Below are 26,554 nucleotides of genomic sequence, written 5' to 3' on the forward strand. Positions count from 1 at the left end.
TCTCAGTTTGATAGCAATTACCGCATAGCCTGTTATGTATTTAATAGGTTATACCTTGATAACTTAATTGTTATTGAATTTAGCTTTAGGTATGAGCCTCCCTTGGTTGGGGAGGCTTTTTTTGTTTTAAGGTAATTAATATTTGGGGGCTATAGTTATAGTTAATGACTTAGGACTTTCCTGAATAAGGATATAATAGTTCATCTAGACCTATTGGATTATGAACAGAAAGAAGTAGCATAAAAGAAGTTGTGAAAGCAAGAAATCTGTTTAGAATATAGTGTCAGATAACATCTTTATTATTTATTAATATTTTAGATGAAGAGTGAGATGAAGGTATTTCTATTTAAAGCTAAAAACCCACTAAGAACAAGTCTTAATGGGTTTTTAAAATATTGAATTTAGCTTGATTTTTCTTTGTCGTTATTCCATTTTAATAACGATAAATTGTGTACGTCTGTTTAACTGGTGTGCTTGTTCTTCACAATCTTCACTACCGTCACATCCGTTCGTCAATCTGCGTTCACCAAATCCTTCATGAGCTGTAATTCGTTCAGGAGCAATACCATGTGAGATTAAATACTCATAAGTAGAATTTGCTCTGTCTATCGATAATTTATCATTGTAAGATAAAGAACCTCTGGAATCGGTATGCGATTCAATTCTAATTACCATATCAGGGTATTGGTTAACCATTAAATCGACAATCTTATCTAACTCTTCAGCAGCATCAGGTCTGATGTTATACTTATCAAAGTCAAAGTAAATGGTATTTAACTCAGCAAGTTTTACAACGTCTTCTACGGGGTTTAATAATAAGTTCGCAGTTATTGTTGTTAATTCTGTTTTCAAATTTTTAGAGGTAAACGTTCTGTAATCCTCTATGTATTTATCATGACTTCCAACAATTTTGTAATCCTGGTTTCTATCTATATTAATGGAGTAGTAGCCGTTTTCATCGGTTTCCATATAAGCGATTTGTCCACCCTTTTCATCGTATAATTTGATGGTTGAATTCGGAATTGGATTGCTGTTAATGGCATCTGAAACAACACCTTCAACTTTTAATGGTGGTATTCTGTTGTAAGCATAAATATCATCATCACCTTTACCTCCAGATCTGTTTGATGCAAAATAACCAGCAGTTCCACTCGCACTCATGGTAAATGAGAAGTCATCTTTACTAGAGTTAACCGGAGTTCCTAAATTTATAACATCAATGATATTGTCATTTTCATCATTTACTGAAGCAAAAATGTCTAACATTCCCAGACCAACATGACCGTCTGATGAGAAGAATAAGGTACCTTCATTATTTATAAAAGGAAAACCTTCAGCACCATTGGTGTTTACAACGTCTCCTAAGTTTTTAGGCTCTCCTAAAACACCATCGGCAGAAATATCTACGACGTAAATATCAGATCCACCCATGCCTCCTGGTCGGTCTGAAGCGAAGTAAAGCTTAGTATCATCACTGTTTAGAGCGGCGTGTTGGGTTGAATAATTATCACTGTTAATGGCTAAGTCTTCAACATCTGTCCAGATGCTATCCCTAAAAGTAGCCCTATAGATCTTCATATTAGTAAGACCTTTGTTGTCTTTATTTTCTACGTTATCTTTAAAATTGTTTCGAGAGAAATACATATACTTACCGTCCTTTGTAATGGTCACAGGACCATCATGAAACACAGTATTGATATCTCCTTTCAATTTTTTAGTATGGTCTACTTCTTCTTCAGAGTCTAATTCGGTTACATAAACATCTAAGAAAGGTTGTTCATTCCATCCGTATAAACGTTTAATAGCAACGCCGGCATCTCGGGTAGAGCAGAAGTATATTTTACCATCGTGCTCGTAAGCTCCAAAATCACTATACTCTGAGTTAAAATTGAATTTATCTAAGAAATACTGTTGCTTAGCGTTGAATACATTTGTTATGAAATTTGAATCTTTAGAGAAATCATTGCTGTTTACAACGCCACCAGAATCCTTGTAGCGTTCTAACCATTTTTCAGATTCGTCATAATCTTTAATACCTCTTAAAGATTGCGCGTAGCTATAATAATACTCTACAGGAACATTATCTTGTTCTACCACCTTTTTATAGTATTTAGAGGCATTTTTTGGATCTCTTAACAAGGCGTAACAGTCGGCCAGTTTTCTTGTTGCATAATCTTTATTGTAATCTTTAGCAATAAGCTCCTTATAAACTTCTGCCGCTTTTACAAAAGAAAATTTATTGAATAGTGTGTCTGCCTTATTTTGTTTCCCTTGCTGAGCGAACACAGTGAAGGTTAGCAGTAGTGCAGCGAATACTAAAATGTAATTTTTAATCTTCATATCTTAGGGTATTAGAAGTATCTAGGTGATTTTAGTTTAGTACTTAAGAATTTGAATTCGTAAATAAGCAGGATTTCATGTGTTCCTGTTGTATAGTCAGCAATATCCGAAATGGCTTTTTCGTAAGCATATCCTATACGTAGTTGTCGTGAAATTTGAAAATCTACGATACCTCCAATAGCAGCTGTTTGTTCGTTGATTCTATATGAACCACCTAACCAAAACTTTTCATTGAATAAAAAGTTCGCTGTAAGATCGTACGATAATGGGGCACCGTTTGTTGCTTTTATTAAGTATGCAGGTTTGAATTTTATTGTTTTACTAAGGTCGAATACATAACCACCGGTAAAATAGTAACTCAAACGCTCTAAGGCTTCGTAACCTTCCTCTTTGTTTCTATCGGTGTTTAGAATTCTTGGTGTTGATAAACCTAAGTACCATTTATTCGTACTCCAGTAAACACCAAGACCGATATTCGGAGACCAGCGATTAGCAAACCCTCTAAAGTAGGTGTCTTCAACCACACTTGGGTCGTTTAAAAATTCAGAATCCAGACTATATTGGGTAAATCCTCCTTTAAGACCGAAAGCCAGTTTTCCTGTTTCTCCGGTTGGAATGGCATAGGAGAAGTCACCGTATAAGTAGGTGAAATTTTCAGGACCTAAATCGTCTTCTATAAATGACAAACCTAAACCTATTCTGTCGTTTCTTAACGGACTATGAATAGAAAGGGTTTGTGTTATAGGGCCTCCTTTAAAACCAACCCACTGGCTTCTGTGTAATCCTACAATGCTCAAGGCTTCTCTACTACCAGCATAAGCTGGGTTAACAGATATTGTATTATACATGTACTGAGTGAACTGCGGTAATTGTTGCGCGAGTCCAACCGTACAACTTAATAATGCAATAGCGATTATGTAATGTTTAAAAAGTTTCATAGGTTAAGATTTTTATTTAGTTCCTAAATAAACTGGTCCTGTAAATGGTGCCAATCCACTATCTTTTAATGTTATTATATAATAGTAAGTTCCGTTTGGTACTGTATCAGAAGATCCGAAAGATGATTTATTCGAACGACCTCTCCAGTCTCCCATATTTTCACCTAGGGTATAATTGCTAGACTCGTAGATTAAAGCTCCCCATCGGTTGAAGATCTTAACATCTGCGACGAATCCACAGAGTTCGATTCCTTTAATATCAAATGATTCATTATAAGAGTCTCCATTAGGTGTTACCGCTTTTGAAATCTCAATATCATTCTCACCACATGGTAATACCACACAATCTGAATCAACTTGAAGTGTAAGTTCGGTTTCAAAGATAGAACCGTCTCTCGTGGTCTTATACTTAACTAAGAATTCTAATACTTCACCAGGATTGAAATCTTCACCTAGTTGTAATTTCGTTGGGTCGAAAATAGAACCGATTAGGGTGGCAACGTCATTTCCTTGAATAAATTCCCAAACACCTTGAAGGTTTACATCACTTGGAATAAGCCCTTCAATGATATCTCTTAAGTCTACAGCACCGTCGTCATAACAGATAGGACTTGCTGTTGTTCTTGTTGTTACGGTTTGAATAGCGATTAATACGGTTTGTGTGTATACAGATTCGTTACCACAAGCATCAACTGCTGTCCAGGTTCTTGTAATCTGATAATCTACAAACTGGTTTTCAACGAAAGTACTCTCTTCTGTAAATTCAACAGTGTATTCAGAGCAGTCTGTAAATTCTAATTCAGGAGCATCAGGAATATCTAGTGAAGTAACAGCTATGGTTTCTTCATATTCAGTAATATTCTCAGGTGCTTTGGTATCCTGAACCGTGATGTTTTGTGTATGAGAAACGGAGTTTCCACAATCATCAGTAGCCGTCCAAGTACGGGCAATTGAATAACTAGAAGGACACGAACCGTCTGTTCTTACATCTTCTACTGTTACCGTTGCATTTCCACAGTTATCTGTAGCTGTTAAAACGACATCGTTAATAGTAGGAACGGCATCACATTCTACAGTTATATCTGTAGGTAGGGTTTCAACAAAGGTTGGTGCCGTAGTATCAATAACCGTAATAGTTTGTGTGGCTGTAGAAGCATTTCCACAATCATCGGTCGCTGTCCATGTTCTGGTAATTACTTTGGTGTTACCACAAGCAGCAACTTCAGAATCACTTTCCGTGATGGTTACATTACCACAAGTATCGGTAGCAGTAGCTATACCAGTACTCACGCTTGTTACATCTTCAGAACATTCAATAGTTACACTATCCGGTGCTGTAATTGTTGGAGCAACAGTATCAACTATAGTAATAGTTTGTGTAGCTGTTGAAGCATTTCCACAATCATCGGTCGCTGTCCATGTTCTGGTAATCACTTTTGTGTTACCACAAGTAGCAACTTCAGTATCACTTTCTGTGATGGTTACATCCCCACATGTATCAGTAGCTGCAGCTACACCAGTATTAGCACTTGTTCCATCTTCTGTACATTCGATGGTTACATCTGCAGGTACAGTTAATGCCGGAGCTGTTGTATCTTGAACCGTAATAATTTGCGTATGTACAGTTTCTAATCCACATTCATCAGTAGCCGTCCAGGAACGAGTTAACGAGTAGCTAGAAGGACAATCTCCATCAGTTCTTACTTCACTGAAAGTTACAGTAGCAGCACCACAGTTATCAGTAGCAGTAAGTGTTTCAGCTGTTGGTACAGCATCACATTCTACAATAGTATCAGCAGGAAGTGTTTCTACGAATGTTGGAGTCGTAGTGTCTTGAACCGTAATAGTTTGCGTATGCACAGTTTCTAATCCACATTCATCAGTAGCCGTCCATGTACGAGCTAACGAGTAGCTAGAAGGACAATCTCCATCAGTTCTTAGTTCACTGAAAGTTACCGTAGCAGTACCACAGTTATCAGTTGCAGTAAGTGTTTCAGCTGTTGGTACAGCATCACATTCTACAATAGCATCAGCAGGAAGCGCTTCTACGAATGTTGGAGGTGTTGTATCTTGAACTGTAATAGTTTGTGTATGTACAGTTTCTAATCCACATTCATCAGTAGCTGTCCAAGTGCGAGCTAACGAGTAGCTAGAAGGACAATCTCCATCAGTTCTTACTTCACTGAAAGTTACCGTAGCAGTACCACAGTTATCATCGGCAGTAAGTGTTTCAGCTGTTGGTACGGCATCACATTCTACAATAGTATCAGCAGGAAGCGCTTCTACGAATGTTGGAGGTGTTGTATCTTGAACTGTAATAGTTTGTGTATGTACAGTTTCTAATCCACATTCATCAGTAGCTGTCCAAGTGCGAGCTAACGAGTAGCTAGAAGGGCAATCTCCATCAGTTCTTACTTCACTGAAAGTTACCGTAGCAGTACCACAGTTATCATCGGCAGTAAGTGTTTCAGCTGTTGGTACGGCATCACATTCTACAATAGTATCAGCAGGAAGCGCTTCTACGAATGTTGGAGGTGTTGTATCTTGAACTGTAATAGTTTGTGTATGTACAGTTTCTAATCCACATTCATCAGTAGCTGTCCAAGTGCGAGCTAACGAGTAGCTAGAAGGGCAATCTCCATCAGTTCTTACTTCACTGAAAGTCACGCTAGCAGTACCACAGTTATCAGTTGCAGTAAGCGTTTCAGCTGTTGGTACAGCATCACATTGTACAATAGTATCAGCAGGAAGCGCTTCTACGAATGTTGGAGGTGTTGTATCTTGAACTGTAATAGTTTGTGTATGTAGAGTTTCTAATCCACATTCATCAGTAGCCGTCCAGGTACGAGCTAAGGAGTAGCTAGAAGGGCAATCTCCATCAGTTCTTACTTCACTAAAAGTTACCGTAGCAGTACCACAGTTATCATCGGCAGTAAGCGTTTCAGCTGTTGGTACAGCATCACATTGTACAATAGTATCAGAAGGAAGAGCTTCAGCGAATGTTGGAGCTGTTGTATCTTCGATTGTGAAGGTTGCGGTTGTAGTTGATTCATTTCCACAAGCATCAGTAGCAGTAAAGATTACCGTAGCCGAACCAGTATTTCCACAATCATCACTTAAAGAAGTGAAGTTATTAGACCAGCTAATTGATGAACAGTCATCTGTAGCTGTGGCACCTCCATTAGAAGCTAACCAATAATCTAATTCTTGTGTATTACCAGAACCATCACATTCTGCAATATAATCAGATGCTGTTGTTGTTAAGTTTGGAGCAATATTATCTTGAATGTGATAAATTGCAGTTGTTTCTGATGAGTTACCACAAGCGTCGGTAGCAGTAAAAGTTATTGTAATACCTTTTCCTTCTTTACATTTAACACTTGTATCTTGTCCATAATTATTTGTCCATGTCACATCACCGCAATTATCGCTTGCCGTTGCTCCAGCATTATTATTTAACCAATCGGTTAATTTTTGTGGATCATCAACTGCACACTCAATATTGATATCAGCAATATTAGAGTTGTCTATTATAGGAGGAGTTTCATCATTGATAATAATTAATTGTGTACATGTTGTTGTGTTACCTGTCATATCTGAAATTTGATATGTTCTTGTTATAGTTTCAGGGCAACTTAAATTGTCACTTATTTCATTTAATAGAGTGAAACTAGATTCGTTTACACTACAGTTATCATTAGCATTTCCACCTGCATTTACAAATTCGGTAAAATTAGAATAAGCTGGTTGTTCTGAAATATCACATGCAGCTGTTAAGTCTCCCGGACAGTTAAGTTTTGGAGCTTGGTTATCGGTCACCACGACATCTTGAGTACATATTGTTTCGTTGTTGTTGGTATCTGTAAATGTCCAAGTAATGGTAGTGGTACCAACCGGCCAAGGGTCATTCATAGCAGCGTTGTCGCTTCTAGTTCCATCGGCAGTAATGCTGCCATCACAGTTATCAGTTGCAACAGGTGCTGTTACTGAATCACTATTAGAACATACGGTTTCAGAATCAGAATTTCTGATGATATCACTTAAAGACGTACAGTCGAATACCGGAGCTTGGTTATCGGTCACCACGACATCTTGAGTACATATTGTTTCGTTGTTGTTGGTATCTGTAAATGTCCAAGTAATGGTAGTGGTACCAACCGGCCAAGGGTCATTCATAGCAGCGTTGTCGCTTCTAGTTCCATCGGCAGTAATGCTACCGTCACAGTTATCGGTTGCAACAGGTGCTGTTACTGAATCACTATTAGAACATACGGTTTCAGAATCAGAATTTCTGATGATATCACTTAAAGACGTACAGTCGAATACCGGAGCTTGGTTATCGGTCACCATGACATCTTGAGTACATATTGTTTCGTTGTTGTTGGTATCTGTAAATGTCCAAGTAATGGTAGTGGTACCAACCGGCCAAGGGTCATTCATAGCAGCGTTGTCGCTTCTAGTTCCATCGGCAGTAATGCTACCGTCACAGTTATCGGTTGCAACAGGTGCTGTTACTGAATCACTATTAGAACATACGGTTTCAGAATCAGAATTTCTGATGATATCACTTAAAGACGTACAGTCGAATACCGGAGCTTGGTTATCGGTCACCACGACATCTTGAGTACATATTGTTTCGTTGTTGTTGGTATCTGTAAATGTCCAAGTAATGGTAGTGGTACCAACCGGCCAAGGGTCATTCATAGCAGCGTTGTCGCTTCTAGTTCCATCGGCAGTAATGCTACCGTCACAGTTATCGGTTGCAACAGGTGCTGTTACTGAATCACTATTAGAACATACGGTTTCAGAATCAGAATTTCTGATGATATCACTTAAAGACGTACAGTCGAATACCGGAGCTTGGTTATCGGTCACCACGACATCTTGAGTACATATTGTTTCGTTGTTGTTGGTATCTGTAAATGTCAAGTAATGGTAGTGGTACCAACCGGCCAAGGGTCATTCATAGCAGCGTTGTCGCTTCTAGTTCCATCGGCAGTAATGCTACCGTCACAGTTATCGGTTGCAACAGGTGCTGTTACTGAATCACTATTAGAACATACGGTTTCAGAATCAGAATTTCTGATGATATCACTTAAAGACGTACAGTCGAATACCGGAGCTTGGTTATCGGTCACCACGACATCTTGAGTACATATTGTTTCGTTGTTGTTGGTATCTGTAAATGTCCAAGTAATGGTAGTGGTACCAACCGGCCAAGGGTCATTCATAGCAGCGTTGTCGCTTCTAGTTCCATCGGCAGTAATGCTACCGTCACAGTTATCAGTTGCAACAGGTGCTGTTACTGAATCACTATTAGAACATACGGTTTCAGAATCAGAATTTCTGATGATATCACTTAAAGACGTACAGTCGAATACCGGAGCTTGGTTATCGGTCACCACGACATCTTGAGTACATATTGTTTCGTTGTTGTTGGTATCTGTAAATGTCCAAGTAATGGTAGTGGTACCAACCGGCCAAGGGTCATTCATAGCAGCGTTGTCGCTTCTAGTTCCATCGGCAGTAATGCTACCGTCACAGTTATCGGTTGCAACAGGTGCTGTTACTGAATCACTATTAGAACATACGGTTTCAGAATCAGAATTTCTGATGATATCATAAAGACGTACAGTCGAATACCGGAGCTTGGTTATCGGTCACCATGACATCTTGAGTACATATTGTTTCGTTGTTGTTGGTATCTGTAAATGTCCAAGTAAAGTGGTACCAAGTATTCAGTCGAAGTTCCATCCGGCTAGTCACAGTTATGGTTATCTGTTACTGTCACTATTAGAACATACGGTTTCAGAATCATTTCTGATGATATCACTTAAAGACGTACAGTCGAATACCGGAGCTTGGTTATCGGTCACCATGACATCTTGAGTACATATTGTTTCGTTGTTGTTGGTATCTGTAAATGTCCAAGTAATGGTAGTGGTACCAACCGGCCAAGGGTCATTCATAGCAGCGTTGTCGCTTCTAGTTCCATCGGCAGTAATGCTACCGTCACAGTTATCGGTTGCAACAGGTGCTGTTACTGAATCACTATTAGAACATACGGTTTCAGAATCAGAATTTCTGATGATATCACTTAAAGACGTACAGTCGAATACCGGAGCTTGGTTATCGGTCACCATGACATCTTGAGTACATATTGTTTCGTTGTTGTTGGTATCTGTAAATGTCCAAGTAATGGTAGTGGTACCAACCGGCCAAGGGTCATTCATAGCAGCGTTGTCGCTTCTAGTTCCATCGGCAGTAATGCTACCGTCACAGTTATCGGTTGCAACAGGTGCTGTTACTGAATCACTATTAGAACATACGGTTTCAGAATCAGAATTTCTGATGATATCACTTAAAGACGTACAGTCGAATACCGGAGCTTGGTTATCGGTCACCACGACATCTTGAGTACATATTGTTTCGTTGTTGTTGGTATCTGTAAATGTCCAAGTAATGGTAGTGGTACCAACCGGCCAAGGGTCATTCATAGCAGCGTTGTCGCTTCTAGTTCCATCGGCAGTAATGCTACCGTCACAGTTATCGGTTGCAACAGGTGCTGTTACTGAATCACTATTAGAACATACGGTTTCAGAATCAGAATTTCTGATGATATCACTTAAAGACGTACAGTCGAATACCGGAGCTTGGTTATCGGTCACCACGACATCTTGAGTACATATTGTTTCGTTGTTGTTGGTATCTGTAAATGTCCAAGTAATGGTAGTGGTACCAACCGGCCAAGGGTCATTCATAGCAGCGTTGTCGCTTCTAGTTCCATCGGCAGTAATGCTACCGTCACAGTTATCGGTTGCAACAGGTGCTGTTACTGAATCACTATTAGAACATACGGTTTCAGAATCAGATTTCTGATGATATCACTTAAAGACGTACAGTCGAATACCGGAGCTTGGTTATCGGTCACCACGACATCTTGAGTACATATTGTTTCGTTGTTGTTGGTATCTGTAAATGTCCAAGTAATGGTAGTGGTACCAACCGGCCAAGGGTCATTCATAGCAGCGTTGTCGCTTCTAGTTCCATCGGCAGTAATGCTACCGTCACAGTTATCGGTTGCAACAGGTGCTGTTACTGAATCACTATTAGAACATACGGTTTCAGAATCAGAATTTCTGATGATATCACTTAAAGACGTACAGTCGAATACCGGAGCTTGGTTATCGGTCACCATGACATCTTGAGTACATATTGTTTCGTTGTTGTTGGTATCTGTAAATGTCCAAGTAATGGTAGTGGTACCAACCGGCCAAGGGTCATTCATAGCAGCGTTGTCGCTTCTAGTTCCATCGGCAGTAATGCTACCGTCACAGTTATCGGTTGCAACAGGTGCTGTTACTGAATCACTATTAGAACATACGGTTTCAGAATCAGAATTTCTGATGATATCACTTAAAGACGTACAGTCGAATACCGGAGCTTGGTTATCGGTCACCATGACATCTTGAGTACATATTGTTTCGTTGTTGTTGGTATCTGTAAATGTCCAAGTAATGGTAGTGGTACCAACCGGCCAAGGGTCATTCATAGCAGCGTTGTCGCTTCTAGTTCCATCGGCAGTAATGCTACCGTCACAGTTATCGGTTGCAACAGGTGCTGTTACTGAATCACTATTAGAACATACGGTTTCAGAATCAGAATTTCTGATGATATCACTTAAAGACGTACAGTCGAATACCGGAGCTTGGTTATCGGTCACCATGACATCTTGAGTACATATTGTTTCGTTGTTGTTGGTATCTGTAAATGTCCAAGTAATGGTAGTGGTACCAACCGGCCAAGGGTCATTCATAGCAGCGTTGTCGCTTCTAGTTCCATCGGCAGTAATGCTACCGTCACAGTTATCAGTTGCAACAGGTGCTGTTACTGAATCACTATTAGAACATACGGTTTCAGAATCAGAATTTCTGATGATATCACTTAAAGACGTACAGTCGAATACCGGAGCTTGGTTATCGGTCACCACGACATCTTGAGTACATATTGTTTCGTTGTTGTTGGTATCTGTAAATGTCCAAGTAATGGTAGTGGTACCAACCGGCCAAGGGTCATTCATAGCAGCGTTGTCGCTTCTAGTTCCATCGGCAGTAATGCTACCGTCACAGTTATCAGTTGCAACAGGTGCTGTTACTGAATCACTATTAGAACATACGGTTTCAGAATCAGAATTTCTGATGATATCACTTAAAGACGTACAGTCGAATACCGGAGCTTGGTTATCGGTCACCACGACATCTTGAGTACATATTGTTTCGTTGTTGTTGGTATCTGTAAATGTCCAAGTAATGGTAGTGGTACCAACCGGCCAAGGGTCATTCATAGCAGCGTTGTCGCTTCTAGTTCCATCGGCAGTAATGCTGCCATCACAGTTATCAGTTGCAACCGGAGCAGTTACAGCCTCACTATTAGAACAAACGGTTGCAGAATCCGAGTTTCTGATGATATCTATTAAAGACGTACAGTCGAATACTGGACCTTGGTTATCGGTAACAGTCACGGTTTGTTGACAAGTGTCTGTATTCCCGTTGTCATCTGTTGCGGTATGCGTAATGGTAGTTACGCCAAATGGATAAGCATCAGAAATAGATAAACCATCACTTCGTGTGGCTGTGAAAGTTAAATTAGCAGTTAAGTCAGTTCCAGAACAGTTAGTATCTGTAGCTGTAGGTGTAGGAATTGTAACAGCAGCGGCACATAAGTTAGGGTCTGCTGTTGCCGTAATAGGATCTGGACATGTTATAACAGGAGCATTATCTATAACATGTATAGTTAAACTGCATGTTTCAGTATAAACTGTTCCATCAGGTCCTGTGTAAGTAGCAGTATAGTCTAAAGTATGATCACCTACAGTTAGGAATTGAGGTGGTTCCGGACCAGATACAGTAAATTCAATACCTGCGGTACAATCTCCATCAACTATAACTCCATCAATTCCAATTTTATCAGCTAAATTAGTCCCTGATGGTTTAGACCCAGTGTATACAAATTCATACTTAACTCTGTAGGATCCATCTTCAGGAATGTTTAAATCAAACGATAAAGGGTGATCACCAACTCCGAGACTGTTAATCTGAACTGAATCTTGAATACCAGATTGATTCCCATCATCATCAATATAATATACATTTAGCTTATATGTGCCATCTGTATAGGTTACTACAATATCAGCGGTATCACTTGTGTCTAAGTATAAATACGGGGTAATAATATATGAATTAGGCCCTCCATTACTAGAAAATAATTTAACGTACCCTCCATTGGTACCAACCCGTTGAATATACTCAAAGTCCCAACAGTCTTTACCCAAAAGAGTTTCATTCAAGGTAAAATCCATAAAGAATGCATTTCCATTCGAGCCATTGTCGATACATGTTTGCCCCGCAGTTGGAACAGTCCATGTTTGCAAAATAGCTCCCCATTCAGAAGAGTTTTCAGGATTGTAAGTATCTGCACATATTGTTATATCAGATTGAGGACAGTCATTAAACTGGATACAATCTAATGGATCTTGTGCGAAATTACTAAAGCTTGTAAAAAATAATAAACAAGTTAATATTTTTAACAAGTTTACTTTTAAAGTACTTGTTTTCATAAGCCAATAATTGGTTAACATCAGTTTGAATAGTATTTAGGTATGTATATAAAATTATTTTACTAATTTCTAGTTAATCTAATTTTCTTAAAGTAGTGAGGGAGGAGTGCTATAATACACACTAAGACTTAAAAGAGATATTAGATTTGGGGTCATTTTTTAATATTCTACATAACAAAAGAACATTCAGAACACTGAGTTTTCAAAAAAAAATGTTAAACACCTTAAAAAAACGATAAACCGTACAATAAAAACAGTTAATCGGTTTTATAGGTTTTTTCAGCGATTCACATTATTTACTTATGTTAATTTGTTAATGTTGAGAATTGATAATAGCTTTAGTTATATTTATATATTAAATTTTAATTACTAATTAATTGTACAAATAAAGTGAATTTCATCGAGTAAAACAACATTTAAACGATGAAAATTGCATTTTATCGAAGTTATGAAAAGAATAATCCTTATCAGACATGCAAAATCCTCATGGGAATTTAATGTCATAGATCATGAAAGGCCGTTAAACCAACGTGGTATTAACGATGCTAACCTTGTTTCAAAGCATTTAAAAATAGATTCAGGGAGTGTAGACTTAATACTTTCAAGCGATTCTGTCCGTACTACGCAAACCTCAAAAATCTTTATCTCAAATTTAAATTTGATTGAAAAAGGTGTAAAATACATGTATGAATTATACGATTTTGATGGCAGAGACCTAGTAAGAACTATAAAATCTTGTGAGAATAGTGTAAATACCTTAATGGTTTTTGGCCATAATCATGCGGTTACTGACTTTGCGAATACATTTGGTAATCAGATGATTGATAATGTTTCAACCAGTGGTGTGGTTATAATGGAGTTTAATATTAACGATTGGAAGGATTTGAATAAAGGAAAAACTGTGTTAACTTTATTTCCGAGAGATTTAAAAAATGATTAAACTAACATAATCTTTTAATCATTATTATTTGCTGCAAATAGAATATATTTGCTTAAACCGATAAAAACGAATCATGAGCATGACGAAACCCGAAGTACACACAAATAGCTATATTAATAGAGAAATAAGTTGGTTGCAGTTTAATGCACGGGTTTTACAGGAAGCAGAAGATGAAACGGTACCCTTAATCGACCGGTTAAGGTTTCTTGGTATTTTTTCAAACAATTTAGATGAATTCTTTAAGGTACGTTATGCTACGGTAAAGCGTATTGTTGATGCCGGAAAAACGGGTAAAAGTGAGTTAGGAGGGATAAAGGCCGAAGAGTTGCTTGAAATCATAACGCAAATTGTTATAAAGCAACAAACCGAAAGTTTAGAGATTCTGGCGGTTATTCAGGAGCGACTGGAGGCTGAAAATATTCATATCATAAATGAAACACAGATAGACGATTCTCAAAGTGAATTTATTAGACGCTATTTTTTAAGAAAAATCAGCCCGGCATTAGTTACTATTATATTAAATGACGCGGTTGTTTTACCTAACCTAAAGGATAGTGCGGCTTATCTCGCAGTAAAGATGATTATGGCTAAAGACGAAAAGCAATTTGCTTTAATCGAAATACCAAAATCTGTAAATCGGTTTGTCGAATTGCCAAAACAAGGTGATAAAAGCTATATTATCATGATTGATGATATGTTGCGTTATTGTCTAAAAGATATCTTCAATATTTTTGACTATAAAGATATTTCGGCTCACATGATTAAAATTACACGCGATGGTGAGTTGGATTTCGATAGTGACTTAAGTAAAAGTTTTATTGAAAAAGTATCCGATAGTGTTAAACACCGTAAAATTGGTGATCCGGTTCGATTTGTTTACGATAAAACCATTCATCAGGATACTTTAGACTATTTAATGTCTAAAATGGGCATCGATAATACCGATAGTATTATTCCTGGAGGTCGATACCATAACCGAAGAGATTATATGAATTTCCCGAGTTTAGGTCGTGCAGATTTAATGTATGATAAAATTGAAGCCTTACCTGTTAAAGGTTTAAATCTCGAAGAAAGTATTTTTAAGGCGATAAAAAAGAAGGACTATTTAATCTATGCACCTTACCAAACCTTTTCATATGTAGTTAAATTATTGCGAGAAGCAGCATTAGATCCCAGTGTAAAAACGATTCGCATTACCATTTACCGTTTAGCTGAAATCTCACATATTGCCAGCTCTCTAATCAATGCCGCTATTAACGGTAAATCAGTTACTGTTGCTATTGAACTTAGAGCCCGATTTGATGAACAGGCCAACATCGCTTATGCACAACAAATGAAGGAGGAGGGTGTGAATCTGATTTTCGGCGTTCAAGGATTAAAAGTTCACAGTAAAATGTGTGTTATTGAACGTGAAGAAGGCAAGAAAATACGACGCTATGGATTTATTAGTACAGGAAACTTTAATGAATCGACCGCCAAGATTTATACAGATTATACCTTGTTAACTTCAGATCAACGTATTCTAAAAGACGTCAATAAGATTTTTAGTTTCTTTGAAACCAATTATAAAATTTTCAGATATAAGCATTTAATCACGTCTCCGCATTACACGAAAAAGGCTCTTTTTAAACTGATTGACAAAGAAATAGAGAATGTCAAGCAGGGAAAACCGGGATACATCAGACTTAAAATGAACAGTATTTCAAGTTATACCATGGTTGATAAGTTGTACGAAGCTAGCAATGCCGGGGTGAAAATCCAGATGATTGTTCGTGGTATTTGTTGTTTAATTCCTGGTATAGAAGGGATGAGCGAGAATATTGAAGCCATAAGTATTGTCGATAAGTTTTTGGAGCACCCTAGAGTTTATATCTTCGGAAATGATGGTGACCCAAAAGTCTATATTTCCTCAGCAGATTGGATGACCAGAAACATTGATAATAGAGTAGAAGTAAGTTGTCCTATATACGATGAAGATATTAAACGAGAAATAATTGATACATTTAATATCTCGTGGAGCGACAATGTTAAAGCTCGTATTATTTGCGACTCACAAGAAAATAAATATAGAGTTAATGACAAGGAAAAGGTAAGATCGCAATTTGCCACTTACCAATACTATGTAGACAAAATGAATAACTAATATGCTTTCAATAAAAAAATATGCGGCTATAGATATCGGATCGAATGCCGTTAGATTACTTATTTCAAATATCATAGAACGCGAAGGTAAACCGGTCAAGTTCAAAAAAAACTCATTGGTACGTGTGCCTATTCGTTTGGGTGCCGACGTATTCGTAAATCAGAAAATATCTAAAGAAAATACACAGCGCATGCTGGACACGATGTTGGCATTTAAATTACTTATGAAATCTCATAGGGTAGTTAAATATAAAGCCTGTGCAACATCAGCGATGCGTGAATCGGCAAACGGAAAGAAAATTGTTGAAAGTATAAAGCAACACGCCGGTATAAATATTGATATTATTGATGGAGAAGAGGAGGCTGCTATTATCGCGGCCACCGATTTAAATACATATATAGATGAAAGCAAGACCTATCTTTATGTCGATGTAGGTGGTGGTAGTACAGAGTTTACGGTTATTCATGAAGGTGAACAAATTACCTCTCGTTCTTTTAAGATTGGTACCGTACGTTTACTTAATGATATGGTGTCTAAAGAAACCTGGTTAGAACTTGAAAGTTGGATTAAAACCAATACAAAAGAATATGACAAGATATCTGTTTTAGGATCTGGAGGTAACATCAATAAGATTTTTAAAATCTCTGGAAAGGCCATGGGTAAACCTTTATCTTACTTTTATTTAACCTCTTATTATAACACGCTTCAAAGTTATTCTTACGAAGAACGTATTTCAGAATTAGACTTAAATCAAGACCGTGCAGACGTTATTATTCCTGCAATGCGTATTTATTTATCGGCGATGAAATGGAGTAATGCTAAAAACATCTATGTGCCAAAGATAGGATTGGCCGATGGTATTATAAAAAGTATATACTACGATACCGTTTCTAGCAATACACAGTAAAATTGTGCACTTCACCTTTTAAAATTGTAAGATTTTAGGTTTATAATATATATTCGTGTTACTTATTTATTTAAGCAACAGATTTACACACTAAACCTATTTATTATGAAAAAATTACTACTTACAATATTTCTTTGTGCTTCCTTTTACGGATTTTCACAAGATGTAAAATTCGGTGTTAGAGCAGGTTATAACATCTCAAATCTAGATTTCGACGACACGCCATTTATGGAAAATAAACACAGAAACAGTTTTTATTTTGGTGCTTTTAGTGATATAGCCTTTTCTAAAGGATTTTCGTTAGTGCCTGAAATTCAGTTTTCTGCTGAAGGCGCTAAGGCTGAAGAATTAAACTTAGATTATATTCAAATGCCTGTCTTTTTAAAGTTTAGACTGGCAGAGAAATTACGTTTTGGTGTGGCTCCACAAGTGGGGCTAAAAGTGCATAAAGAAGAGGATATGATGAAAAACTTTGCCTATTCTGGTGTCGCAGCATTAGAATATAAGATATCGTACAGCGTATTCGCAGATGTACGATATACTTATGGTTTCTCAAATATTTTTGATGATTACGTTTCAGCTGAAGCAAAAAACACCAATATTCAAATTGGTGTTGGTTTTAAGTTTTAACCGTGAATGGTTTCAGATTTTCCTAAGTTAGACATAATCTCGGCTTCATATTCCAGAAGTTGTTGCCATTTGGCATCAACTTCTTTTTTTTCACCATATTGTCTGGCAAAGCCTAAAAACATCGTGTAATGGTTAGCTTCACTAACCATCAAGTTTCTATAAAATGTAGCCAGTTCTTTATCTTCTAATTCTTCCGATAATAATCTAAAACGTTCACAACTTCTAGCCTCGATTAGAGCGGCGTAAAGTAAGCGATGTACAAGCTGTGTGGTTCTGCTTCCACCTTTAGGGAAGAATTTCATTAATTCCACAACATAATCATCACGACGGTCACGTCCTAAAGTCCAGCCACGCTCGATGATTTTATCATGAACCATTTTAAAATGGCTAATTTCTTCTTTCACTAAGGCGGTCATTTCCTGAACAAGCTCCGTATATTCCGGAAAACTTACAATAAGTGATATTGCAGTACTTGTTGCTTTTTGCTCACAAAAGGCATGATCTGTAAGTATTTCTTCAATATTTTTTTCTACAATATTAACCCAGCGTGGGTCTGTTGGTAATTTTAATCCTAACATATTATATTGTTTTTGGTGTCATTTGGTATTCTTTAATTTCTGTCGTTCCGTCTGCAAAAATACTTAAAATAAAATCTTTGTAAATCTCTGTTTCAGGAATTTTGAAAGCAGTATGCAATTGAACTCTGTTTTCATCAGAAGCTTCATGATTAATCCACACATATTGCATAATAGCGTTGTTCCAGAATGCTGGACTTTCAAATCGATTGAAGTGTGTTTTATTTAAAACAAATGCTGTTATTAATGAACTGTTTTTCGAAAAATCAATATTGGCTTCAAAATTTTTATAATGAGAATATGTTATAGAGTCGCTTTTATTCTTCTTAGATATAATAATGGGATTATGCTCTGTGGAGTGGTAATTGATTTTAATTTCAAATCCTGTACTTAAAATCGTGTCAGTTTCAATTACAACAGGTCTTTCAGGAATAAAATGCAACTCTTCGCTAAAGGCTTTAAATAGATTATCTTCTTTTAAAATAGCCTCATTAGTCATGTAAGCCCGTTCACGACCGTCACAACTCGCAAAAGCAGTAATGATTAAAATAAAAAAAAGAAACTTATTCATTTTGAGCTAATTAAATGTCTAAATCGAAAGTTTTTCTTAAAACGTCAATATTAGCGTTCTTCTCTTTAAGCTTTTCATACTTTTCTATTGGAGTGTAAGCGTATTGTTTCTGCTTCACTTCATTAACATCAATAGATAAACTAATATCGTAGTTGTTTAGAGACTTCCTAATATAGGACATAAGTTCGTATTGGTTACGCTCAACTTCTACTTTATTGGTTTCAGCAGGGTATTCTACATGTATTGTAGTTCCTTTTACTTTAGGTACATCCATAGCTAAAATAGAGGCCAAATTGTATTGTCCCTTACTTCTTATAGCGTCTGTGTATTCATTCCAGGCGGTAATAAGGTCTTGTTCTTCAAACGGCTCGGTTGGTAGGTTTTCTTCATCTACAACCACTTCCATTTGCTTAATTTGGTGCTCTTTCTTAACTCGTAAGCTACTAAGTGATAAACCAGATTTACGCTTGTTATCGCTCTTTAAATCAATTTTAGCTGGTTGTGGCGCTTGAAAATTATTTGAAGGGGGCTGTTTTTTGGCTGTATTTGGCTCTAAAGCTGTTTCCTCCTTTGGAACATTAACAGCAATAGGTTTTATACCTTTCTTTTTAAAGAAAGAAGACGGAATTATGTAATGTCTGCTATTTTTTTTTTCTCCATCAAAAGTGATAGAGGCAAGTTGCATAAGGCATAATTCAATGAGTAAGCGTTGATTCTTACTGGTTTTGTATTTTAAATCGCAGTCGTTGGCGAGATTTATGGCTTGAAGTAAAAAGGCTTGCGATGCTTTTTGTGACTGTTCTAAATATTTCTTCTTGGTTTCTTCGCCAACCTCTAAAAGCTCTATAGTTTCCGGTGTTTTACTTACCAGTAAATCTCTAAAGTGAGAGGCTAAACCGGCAATATAATGGTGTCCATCAAACCCTTTAGCTAAGGTATTGTTGAATTGTAGCAGCAAATCCGGAATTTTATTTTCCAAAATTAAATCCGTACTCGTGAAATAAGTTTCATAATCCAGTACGTTTAAGTTTTCGGTAACAGATTGTCGCGTTAGGTCTTTTCCCGAAAAACTAACAACCCGATCGAAAATAGAAAGTGCATCACGCATGGCTCCATCTGCCTTTTGAGCAATAATGTGAAGTGCATCATCATCGGCATTAACCCCTTGCTCTTCGGCTATATACTTTAAATATTCCTTAGCATCTTTAACGGTGATGCGCTTAAAATCAAAAATCTGACAACGTGATAAGATGGTTGGAATAATTTTATGCTTTTCGGTGGTTGCTAAAATGAAAATACAGTGTTTTGGCGGTTCTTCTAATGTTTTAAGAAACGCATTAAAAGCAGCCTGAGACAGCATATGGACCTCGTCTATGATATAGACTTTATATTTCCCAACTTGAGGAGGAATACGCACCTGATCGGTTAAGCTTCTAATATCGTCTACTGAGTTATTAGAGGCGGCATCCAGTTCAAAAACGTTAAAGGCAAAATCTTCATCTCCGGTTTCAGCACCATCACTGTTAATCATTTTCGCCAGAATACGGGCGCAGGTTGTTTTTCCGACACCACGCGGTCCTGTAAAGAGCAAAGCTTGTGCTAAATGATTGTTATCAATGGCATTAAGTAATGTGTTTGTAATGGCCTGCTGACCAACAACGTCTTTAAACGTTTGAGGTCTGTATTTACGGGCTGATACTACAAAGTGTTCCATTGATATTTTTTGATAAACAAAGTTAAAAATTCAAGTCAAAAATTTATGAAAACAGAATAAAAATTAAACAGGAGTTATTAACAATTAATTGTACTTTTGCCCGCGAGTAGATCGCCTTATCGCTGTTTCAATTTATTTTGAAAGAGAGGAAAGTCCGAACACCATAGTGCAGCGTAGTGGTTAATGACCACCGGCCGAGAGGTCAGGAAAAGTGCAACAGAAAGGATGTACAGGTAATGCTGTAGTGAAATCAGGTAAACTCTATGCGGTGCAATGCCATGTATACCAACGCTTGAGGGCGGCACGTTTGATTGTTGGAGGGTAGGCAGCTAAAGTGTGCTGGTAACAGTACATTCAGATAAATGATAAGGGCTTTTAGTATTAGAAGTACAGAATTCGGCTTATAGATTTACTTAAGCACAAAAAATCCTTCTGGTATTCCAGAAGGATTTTTATTTACTTGTTATAATTTAGTTTTTAGGAGCGTAAGACAGGTCAGGACGCATTCTACCACTAACTTCTTCAAATCTTTCTGCATAATCCATAACTTTTTTAAAGGTATCCCAACTGTCAGGGCCTAAAAGTTTTTCGTTTTCTTTAGACTTTGTAGCGCCATCAATTTCATCTTTGGATGATACTGCTACAAGATAACAGTCTTCAGCGGTGCCGAAACCGTTTCTGTAAACACGGTAATATTCTTTGGCTTTCTTTGATACATACAAATTTTTAATGGCTTCCATGCCCTCTCTAACTTTTCTTGCGTTTTGAGGGGTAAAATAGATATAAAACCATTTACGATAGTCCTGGCCCTCCTGTGTTATACTTAATCCTTCTGGCATATAAGATAAATCTTTTGAAAGATGAATGATGTAGCTGGAATGCGAATCATAGCATTTATCGAAATCTTCGAATAGTTTTCCGAAGTCGTCTCCCATAGCTTTAGCCATATCTGCAAAAGGACGTTCATCTAAAGCGGCCATGTTTTCAATTTCAGAAATGTAAATGTATTTTAAATCATTTGTGGTTGCCGTGGCCCAGCTTGTTTGCACGTTATGTTTTGCACAAGCTTCATTAAAGGCTTTTGCGGCCTTTTCATAGTCCATGACTTTGGATGGTTTTACGTTATCCTGATGTATGCGATACATTTGAGCGGAACCTGCAGGAATTAATACAATTAATAAAATGAGTGTCAGGAGGTGTTTTATTGTTTTCATTTTGGTTTGGTTTTTTAGTTTGTAAATGAATGATTATTCGTTAGCCATTTCGACCTCTTCAGCTGGAGCTTCAGAATCCGACATGGCTTCGGCAGCTTCTAAAGCTTTTGAAATAGGAGCGGAGTCGTAGTACACATATTCCTCAACAATTTTATCACCAATAAATCTGGCGGTTAAATGCACAGGAACCGTAACTTTTTCTCCAGACGCCATGACAACACCATTCCAGATGCCCCAGTAGTTTACCCAGGTTTCAGCGTCTTTATCTATTACCATTTCAGAGAAAGAACCTTTATCCTGAAATCCATAGGATGCAAAATTGGCAACCATGCTTTGCAGATTAGCTATATTATCTTCAGGTGATAATCCTTTAATGGTGTTGTGGTGAATTTTAGCAGTATCGGCGAAATTGGCTCTCCAGGCAGTCCAGTCCTGTGTTTCGTAGGCTTTTATACCCGATTTTAAGATATCTATTTCCTGCGAAGTTTCGAAATAGCGTTGTGGTTTGTCGTTGCATGCAGTAAGTACACTTAATGCAAGTAATAATAGAAAAAGATTTTTCATATTTATGGTTTTTAATTGGTTATTAATACACAGAACCATAAATAAGAACAACAACTGGCTTACATGAAAATATAAGTAAAAGTTAGAGAAAGGGCTTTAACTCTATCTCCTAAAGTACTGAAAAAAAAATAATTACAGAAGTAAAACTTAACTTACTTCATTTTCAAAGAAACTAAAAACACTACTGCCATAGTTTTTGGCATAACTAAAATGTTTCACCTCCGATAAATCAGTATGCTTAGAGTGCTCTATTATTAATACGCCTTCTTCTAAAAGAAAGTTATTTTCGAAAACGAGTTCGGCAATTTTAGCAAACTCTTCCTCAGGGAAGTTATATGGCGGATCGGCAAAAACAATATCGGTTTTCATCGTCGCTTTCTCTAAAAATTTAAACACATCACTTTTGATAGTTTGAATAGGCAAGTTAAAACTATCAGCGGTTTGTTTAATGAACTTTATACAACCAAAATCCTGATCTACGCAAGTGATTTGTGAAGTACCGCGAGATGCAAATTCATAACTTATATTTCCTGATCCGGCGAATAAGTCTAAAACAGAAACACTGTCAAAATAAAATGAATTATTTAAAATGTTGAATAAGGATTCTTTTGCCATATCGGTGGTTGGCCGAATTGGCAATTTTTTTGGAGCAATAATTTTTCTTCCTTTAAGTGATCCTGAAATAATTCGCATTAAAAACTGTGTATTAGTGTAAAATTAGAGTGTTTAGATTTTGGTGTCTCTACAAAATTGTAGTTTACGTTTTTATCGCCAAAGCTAACAAATCTTATGTATTTGTACGCTATATTATATAACTCATCACCTTCTTCAATTTGACCCAATAGAATAAGCTGAAAGGTTTCGGGGTTTAAATTAAGTTGTTCTGTAGTGAACAAAATGTAATAAATAAAGTCTTCTTTAGAAGAGAAATCGAAGGTGTTGTAAAGCACAAGCTTAGCCTTGTCTACAATGATGATTTCAAAATGATCCTGGCCAACATTTACGTATACCTTCGGTTCATCCGCATTTTTTTCTGTAAGTAGAATATTTTCTATTAAAACAGAAGAGACATGTTTGAATGTAAACTCACCAAAGGTGTCATAGATAAAATTGTTAATGTTGATGAACGGGACATAAACATTAACACTATCATTTAATAGAATATCATCGGTTGCAATAAAATCTGACTTTAAGATTTTTGAGCTGAATTTAAGATAGTCTGCTAGATGATCTTCGTCGAAAAGTGGCATGGGCACTAAATTAGACAAATCGTTGTCATGAACTACAGTAATGCTATTAAATGATTGTTGTAAAGCAGGTGTGTCTTCAATAGCATTTTTTAAATGATCAAGAAGCACTAAATAATTTAGCTTTTTACCAAAATTAATTTCGGTAAGTGAGCTAATGGTGTTGCTATCTCTTTGTAGTATACAAAAAGAAAGTCCACTCAAACTAATTTGAATGGACAAGTCTTTATTTGTTAAAGTATTTATTTCTTTATTCGTTTGCGCCATAATTTTTAGGCCAGTTACCAGCGGTATTAACTTCTTCCATAGAACCTACTTTTAAAGTTTCACCGTTTACACCATCAACAGAAATTACTTGCTTTTCTTGGATAACCATATCTCTGTCTAAGTCAAATAAAACAACGTCTTTTTTAACGAATGCTTCAAAAACAGGAATGTTGATTTTACTTTGTTCTATAAATCCAGCATCTAAATTAAATTTAGCACCTGGTTCTCCAACAGGAACATTCATCATAGTTTTGTAACGGTCAGAGCTTTTAAATAAAGAGTCTTTTACAGGAACATATCCTAATGTATCAATAATTACTTCGTCTTTAAACATATCTACACCAAAACGCTTTGATTGTTCTACATCTAAAACAGATGTGTCACGACGCTCAGTGATAGTAAACTCAGCTGTATCTACGAATTTTATTAAATCATCAAAGTTATCTGCGAATTTACCTGTAACGGTTTTGTGTGCTAACTCGGCATCTCTAATGTCATTTAATTTCTTAATTACTTCTGCGTAACGTTTGTTCTTTTCTTGATTAAACAAGATAGGCGTGTATATAGACATATAGGTTTGGTAACCTAAAAATATGATTAAAATCCAAAGTGCTATACTAATAACTGGTTTAAGTTTAGAAGGAACAAATTTGTCAATTACCTTAACCAGGACAACTGTAAGTAGGATTACTGCAACAGCAATAAGAATAAATTTTAACATCGTTATTTTTTAATTAAAAAGTTATTAAAGGTCTTTCGCAAATCTACAATTTTTTTTTAATCGTAAAAATCTATTGAGAATAAAATCATTTCTATATTTGAATAATTTATAAATTTTTTTCTTTTCAATGACTGCATCCGAATTTAATTCCTTAGTAAAAAAACAATTTCCTTTCGAACCGACGTTAAAGCAAGGTGTTGTTTTACAGCAACTTTCGGAATTTATATTTAACGATTCGCCTAACGGATTGTATCTTTTAAAAGGATATGCTGGAACTGGAAAAACAACCATAATTGGATCCATTGTAAATAATTTATGGAAAGCCAAAAAAAGCTCTGTTTTAATGGCTCCAACAGGTCGGGCAGCTAAAGTAATATCCAATTACTCAGGAAGAGAGGCTTTTACGATTCATAAAAAAATATATTTCCCTAAAAAAGACAAGGGAGGCGGTGTGTCGTTTGTATTGCAACCTAACAAACACAAAAACACGATTTTCATCGTTGATGAGGCCTCGATGATTCCGGATACCCCTGGAGAATCAAAACTTTTTGAAAACGGGTCGCTTTTAGACGACTTGATTCAATATGTGTATTCCGGACATAAATGCAAACTCTTATTAATAGGGGATACGGCACAGTTACCGCCGGTGAAACTGGATTTAAGTCCTGCCTTAAATGAAAATACCTTGGCTTTAAATTATAACAAGGAAGTCACTCGTATGGAATTAGATGAAGTGGTGCGTCAGGAATACGATTCAGGTATTTTAGCTAATGCTACGGTGTTACGCGAAGCATTAGCGAGCGATTATCATGATTATTTTAAGTTTGATTTGCATGGCTTTAAAGACATTGTTCGCTTAATCGATGGACATGAAATTATGGACGCGATTAACAGTGCTTATAGTGATTTAGGTAATGAAGAAACTACTATTATTGTTCGTAGTAATAAGCGAGCGAATCTTTACAATCAGAATATAAGAAACCGCATTTTATTTAATGAGAGTGAACTTTCGGCAGGCGACTATTTAATGGTTGTAAAAAATAATTATTTCTGGGTAAAGCCAACCAGTGAAGCTGGATTTATTGCTAATGGCGATATTATTGAAGTTTTGGAAATATTCAAAATAGAAGAGCTTTATGGGTTCCGCTTTGCGGAAGTAAAAATACGCATGGTCGATTATCCTAAAATGGCACCGATAGAAACTGTTTTACTTTTAGATACTATTGAAGCAGAAACGCCCTCCTTGTCTTATGATGATTCCAATAAGTTGTATCAAGAAGTGATGAAAGATTTCGCTAACGAAAGCAGTAACTACCGTAAGTTTTTAAAAGTAAAAGGCAGCAAACACTTTAATGCTTTACAGGTGAAATTCTCCTATGCCATTACCTGTCATAAATCTCAGGGAGGACAATGGAATACGGTTTTTGTAGAACAACCTTATTTGCCAAATGGTGTTGATACCGATTATTTACGTTGGTTATATACGGCAGTGACACGTGCCAAAGAAAAATTGTATCTTATAGGTTTTAAAGACGATTTCTTTGAGGCATAGTTTTTGATTTTATTTTTCTATGACAGTTGATTCTATAATAAGTATTTTTTTGGGTATAGGTTTGGCAGCTTCAGTGGGCTTTCGTGTATTCTTACCTTTATTTGCGCTAAGTTTAGCATCATATTTTGGTGTCTGGGAACTTAATGAATCCTGGCTGTGGGTGGGGAGTTCAACTGCATTAATAACTTTAGGGGTAGCTACAATAGTGGAAATTTTCGCTTATTTTATTCCTTACGTTGATAATGCTTTAGACAGTATTGCAGTACCATTAGCTGCTTTGGCAGGAACGGCCGTGATGCTATCAACAGTAGCCGATTTAAGTCCGGTTGTAACCTGGGCACTGGCAATAATAGCCGGTGGAGGAACAGCAGCAGCAATCTCAGGCTCTTCGGGAACCACACGATTAGCATCAACCGCTACAACAGGCGGCTTGGCAAACCCTGTGGTGTCGACCATAGAAACAGGCACATCAATGGTGATGTCTGTGCTTTCTATTTTTGTTCCTGTAATCGCATTTTTAGTTGTGATATTCATCTTGTTTATCATATTTAAACTCTATAAAAAGTTTAGTCGTCCAAAAGCTTCAAATCGATAATAAAAATTCTATTTTTGTCT

The 26,554-nt window shown here is 36.8% G+C and carries 21 protein-coding genes and 1 other RNA gene; 7 read left to right on the top strand and 15 right to left on the bottom strand.

Features of this window, described 5'->3' with window-relative positions:
- Positions 1–423: 423 nt before the first annotated feature.
- The 7 genes from RBH94_RS13165 to RBH94_RS13195 form a co-directional block, all read right to left on the bottom strand.
- Positions 424–2,340: an OmpA family protein gene (locus RBH94_RS13165; RefSeq protein WP_307881319.1), complete on the bottom strand. Its 1,917-nt coding sequence runs from the start codon at positions 2,338–2,340 to the stop codon at positions 424–426.
- Between the two features lie 11 nt (positions 2,341–2,351).
- Complete coding sequence (locus tag RBH94_RS13170) at positions 2,352–3,278, bottom strand: type IX secretion system membrane protein PorP/SprF (RefSeq protein WP_307881320.1); 927 nt, start codon at positions 3,276–3,278, stop codon at positions 2,352–2,354.
- Positions 3,279–3,290: 12 nt separating this feature from the next.
- Positions 3,291–8,207 (bottom strand): gliding motility-associated C-terminal domain-containing protein, encoded by a 4,917-nt coding sequence (locus RBH94_RS13175; RefSeq protein WP_307881321.1) that lies wholly within the window; start codon positions 8,205–8,207, stop codon positions 3,291–3,293.
- On the bottom strand, positions 8,204–8,935 hold the full coding sequence (locus RBH94_RS13180; RefSeq protein WP_307883166.1) for an HYR domain-containing protein: 732 nt from the start codon (positions 8,933–8,935) through the stop codon (positions 8,204–8,206). Before RBH94_RS13180 ends, RBH94_RS13175 begins: the two co-directional genes overlap by 4 nt.
- Complete coding sequence (locus tag RBH94_RS13185) at positions 8,898–9,032, bottom strand: hypothetical protein (RefSeq protein ID WP_307881322.1); 135 nt, start codon at positions 9,030–9,032, stop codon at positions 8,898–8,900. The genes RBH94_RS13180 and RBH94_RS13185 overlap by 38 nt, the downstream gene beginning before the upstream one ends.
- A gap of 20 nt (positions 9,033–9,052) precedes the next feature.
- A complete protein-coding gene (locus RBH94_RS13190; protein WP_307881323.1) occupies positions 9,053–10,039 on the bottom strand; it encodes an HYR domain-containing protein in 987 nt (328 codons plus the stop codon).
- 71 nt (positions 10,040–10,110) lie between these two features.
- On the bottom strand, positions 10,111–12,894 hold the full coding sequence (locus tag RBH94_RS13195) for an HYR domain-containing protein (protein ID WP_307881324.1): 2,784 nt from the start codon (positions 12,892–12,894) through the stop codon (positions 10,111–10,113).
- A gap of 448 nt (positions 12,895–13,342) precedes the next feature.
- On the opposite strand from RBH94_RS13195, the gene RBH94_RS13200 reads away from it, so the two are divergent.
- The 4 genes from RBH94_RS13200 to RBH94_RS13215 all read left to right on the top strand — a co-directional run bounded on the left by RBH94_RS13200 (position 13,343) and on the right by RBH94_RS13215 (position 17,514).
- Entirely contained in the window at positions 13,343–13,834 is a 492-nt protein-coding gene (locus RBH94_RS13200; protein WP_307881325.1) for a histidine phosphatase family protein, read from the top strand.
- 79 nt (positions 13,835–13,913) lie between these two features.
- Entirely contained in the window at positions 13,914–15,977 is a 2,064-nt protein-coding gene (gene ppk1, locus RBH94_RS13205) for a polyphosphate kinase 1 (RefSeq protein WP_307883167.1), read from the top strand.
- Between the two features lies 1 nt (position 15,978).
- A complete protein-coding gene (locus tag RBH94_RS13210) occupies positions 15,979–16,884 on the top strand; it encodes a Ppx/GppA phosphatase family protein (protein ID WP_188221904.1) in 906 nt (301 codons plus the stop codon).
- Between the two features lie 105 nt (positions 16,885–16,989).
- On the top strand, positions 16,990–17,514 hold the full coding sequence (locus tag RBH94_RS13215; protein ID WP_307881326.1) for a porin family protein: 525 nt from the start codon (positions 16,990–16,992) through the stop codon (positions 17,512–17,514).
- On the opposite strand, the gene RBH94_RS13220 is transcribed toward RBH94_RS13215, so the two are convergent.
- Genes RBH94_RS13220 through dnaX form a run of 3 tightly spaced genes read right to left on the bottom strand, consistent with a single transcriptional unit; the run spans position 17,511 to position 20,374 of the window.
- Positions 17,511–18,092 (bottom strand): tRNA-(ms[2]io[6]A)-hydroxylase, encoded by a 582-nt coding sequence (locus RBH94_RS13220; RefSeq protein WP_188221906.1) that lies wholly within the window; start codon positions 18,090–18,092, stop codon positions 17,511–17,513. The two genes, RBH94_RS13215 and RBH94_RS13220, sit on opposite strands and share 4 nt — an antisense overlap.
- A gap of 1 nt (position 18,093) precedes the next feature.
- Positions 18,094–18,660, bottom strand: coding sequence for a hypothetical protein (locus RBH94_RS13225; RefSeq protein ID WP_307881327.1), 567 nt, complete (start codon positions 18,658–18,660; stop codon positions 18,094–18,096).
- A gap of 10 nt (positions 18,661–18,670) precedes the next feature.
- Positions 18,671–20,374: a DNA polymerase III subunit gamma/tau gene (dnaX, locus tag RBH94_RS13230; RefSeq protein ID WP_307881328.1), complete on the bottom strand. Its 1,704-nt coding sequence runs from the start codon at positions 20,372–20,374 to the stop codon at positions 18,671–18,673.
- Between the two features lie 103 nt (positions 20,375–20,477).
- On the opposite strand from dnaX, the gene rnpB reads away from it, so the two are divergent.
- Positions 20,478–20,794: RNase P RNA component class A (gene rnpB, locus RBH94_RS13235), an RNA gene on the top strand.
- A 50-nt stretch (positions 20,795–20,844) separates the two neighbouring features.
- On the opposite strand, the gene RBH94_RS13240 is transcribed toward rnpB, so the two are convergent.
- The 5 genes from RBH94_RS13240 to RBH94_RS13260 all read right to left on the bottom strand — a co-directional run bounded on the left by RBH94_RS13240 (position 20,845) and on the right by RBH94_RS13260 (position 24,387).
- Positions 20,845–21,588 carry a hypothetical protein gene (locus tag RBH94_RS13240; RefSeq protein ID WP_307881329.1) on the bottom strand — a complete coding sequence of 248 codons (744 nt, stop codon included), beginning with the start codon at positions 21,586–21,588 and terminating at the stop codon, positions 20,845–20,847.
- A 33-nt stretch (positions 21,589–21,621) separates the two neighbouring features.
- Complete coding sequence (locus tag RBH94_RS13245; RefSeq protein ID WP_307881330.1) at positions 21,622–22,152, bottom strand: nuclear transport factor 2 family protein; 531 nt, start codon at positions 22,150–22,152, stop codon at positions 21,622–21,624.
- Between the two features lie 147 nt (positions 22,153–22,299).
- A complete protein-coding gene (gene rsmD, locus RBH94_RS13250; protein WP_307881331.1) occupies positions 22,300–22,845 on the bottom strand; it encodes a 16S rRNA (guanine(966)-N(2))-methyltransferase RsmD in 546 nt (181 codons plus the stop codon).
- Positions 22,845–23,666 carry a DUF3822 family protein gene (locus tag RBH94_RS13255; RefSeq protein WP_307881332.1) on the bottom strand — a complete coding sequence of 274 codons (822 nt, stop codon included), beginning with the start codon at positions 23,664–23,666 and terminating at the stop codon, positions 22,845–22,847. Before RBH94_RS13255 ends, rsmD begins: the two co-directional genes overlap by 1 nt.
- Positions 23,650–24,387: a hypothetical protein gene (locus RBH94_RS13260; RefSeq protein WP_307881333.1), complete on the bottom strand. Its 738-nt coding sequence runs from the start codon at positions 24,385–24,387 to the stop codon at positions 23,650–23,652. The genes RBH94_RS13255 and RBH94_RS13260 overlap by 17 nt, the downstream gene beginning before the upstream one ends.
- A 127-nt stretch (positions 24,388–24,514) precedes the next feature.
- Here RBH94_RS13260 and RBH94_RS13265 point away from each other — a divergent pair, with 127 nt between their 5' ends.
- Together RBH94_RS13265 and RBH94_RS13270 are read left to right on the top strand one after the other, a co-directional pair.
- The gene (locus tag RBH94_RS13265; protein WP_307881334.1) at positions 24,515–25,939 is read left to right on the top strand and encodes an ATP-dependent RecD-like DNA helicase; all 1,425 of its coding nucleotides are present in this window, start codon (positions 24,515–24,517) and stop codon (positions 25,937–25,939) included.
- Positions 25,940–25,958: 19 nt separating this feature from the next.
- Positions 25,959–26,534: a DUF4126 domain-containing protein gene (locus tag RBH94_RS13270; RefSeq protein WP_307881335.1), complete on the top strand. Its 576-nt coding sequence runs from the start codon at positions 25,959–25,961 to the stop codon at positions 26,532–26,534.
- Positions 26,535–26,554 lie beyond the last annotated feature (20 nt).

Source organism: Aestuariibaculum sp. YM273 (assembly GCF_030908365.1).
Lineage (GTDB): Bacteria > Bacteroidota > Bacteroidia > Flavobacteriales > Flavobacteriaceae > Aestuariibaculum > Aestuariibaculum marinum.

What these genes read in the sequence shown, in the direction of transcription:
- RBH94_RS13165 (WP_307881319.1), bottom strand. Translation starts at nt 2,340, where the DNA reads ATGAAGATTAAAAATTACATTTTAGTATTCGCTGCACTACTGCTAACC.
- RBH94_RS13170 (WP_307881320.1), bottom strand. Translation starts at nt 3,278, where the DNA reads ATGAAACTTTTTAAACATTACATAATCGCTATTGCATTATTAAGTTGT.
- RBH94_RS13185 (WP_307881322.1), bottom strand. Translation starts at nt 9,032, where the DNA reads ATGGAACTTCGACTGAATACTTGGTACCACTTTACTTGGACATTTACA.
- RBH94_RS13190 (WP_307881323.1), bottom strand. Translation starts at nt 10,039, where the DNA reads ATGAATGACCCTTGGCCGGTTGGTACCACTACCATTACTTGGACATTT.
- RBH94_RS13195 (WP_307881324.1), bottom strand. Translation starts at nt 12,894, where the DNA reads ATGAAAACAAGTACTTTAAAAGTAAACTTGTTAAAAATATTAACTTGT.
- RBH94_RS13200 (WP_307881325.1), top strand. Translation starts at nt 13,343, where the DNA reads ATGAAAAGAATAATCCTTATCAGACATGCAAAATCCTCATGGGAATTT.
- ppk1 (WP_307883167.1), top strand. Translation starts at nt 13,914, where the DNA reads ATGACGAAACCCGAAGTACACACAAATAGCTATATTAATAGAGAAATA.
- RBH94_RS13210 (WP_188221904.1), top strand. Translation starts at nt 15,979, where the DNA reads ATGCTTTCAATAAAAAAATATGCGGCTATAGATATCGGATCGAATGCC.
- RBH94_RS13215 (WP_307881326.1), top strand. Translation starts at nt 16,990, where the DNA reads ATGAAAAAATTACTACTTACAATATTTCTTTGTGCTTCCTTTTACGGA.
- RBH94_RS13220 (WP_188221906.1), bottom strand. Translation starts at nt 18,092, where the DNA reads ATGTTAGGATTAAAATTACCAACAGACCCACGCTGGGTTAATATTGTA.
- RBH94_RS13225 (WP_307881327.1), bottom strand. Translation starts at nt 18,660, where the DNA reads ATGAATAAGTTTCTTTTTTTTATTTTAATCATTACTGCTTTTGCGAGT.
- dnaX (WP_307881328.1), bottom strand. Translation starts at nt 20,374, where the DNA reads ATGGAACACTTTGTAGTATCAGCCCGTAAATACAGACCTCAAACGTTT.
- RBH94_RS13240 (WP_307881329.1), bottom strand. Translation starts at nt 21,588, where the DNA reads ATGAAAACAATAAAACACCTCCTGACACTCATTTTATTAATTGTATTA.
- RBH94_RS13245 (WP_307881330.1), bottom strand. Translation starts at nt 22,152, where the DNA reads ATGAAAAATCTTTTTCTATTATTACTTGCATTAAGTGTACTTACTGCA.
- rsmD (WP_307881331.1), bottom strand. Translation starts at nt 22,845, where the DNA reads ATGCGAATTATTTCAGGATCACTTAAAGGAAGAAAAATTATTGCTCCA.
- RBH94_RS13255 (WP_307881332.1), bottom strand. Translation starts at nt 23,666, where the DNA reads ATGGCGCAAACGAATAAAGAAATAAATACTTTAACAAATAAAGACTTG.
- RBH94_RS13260 (WP_307881333.1), bottom strand. Translation starts at nt 24,387, where the DNA reads ATGTTAAAATTTATTCTTATTGCTGTTGCAGTAATCCTACTTACAGTT.
- RBH94_RS13265 (WP_307881334.1), top strand. Translation starts at nt 24,515, where the DNA reads ATGACTGCATCCGAATTTAATTCCTTAGTAAAAAAACAATTTCCTTTC.
- RBH94_RS13270 (WP_307881335.1), top strand. Translation starts at nt 25,959, where the DNA reads ATGACAGTTGATTCTATAATAAGTATTTTTTTGGGTATAGGTTTGGCA.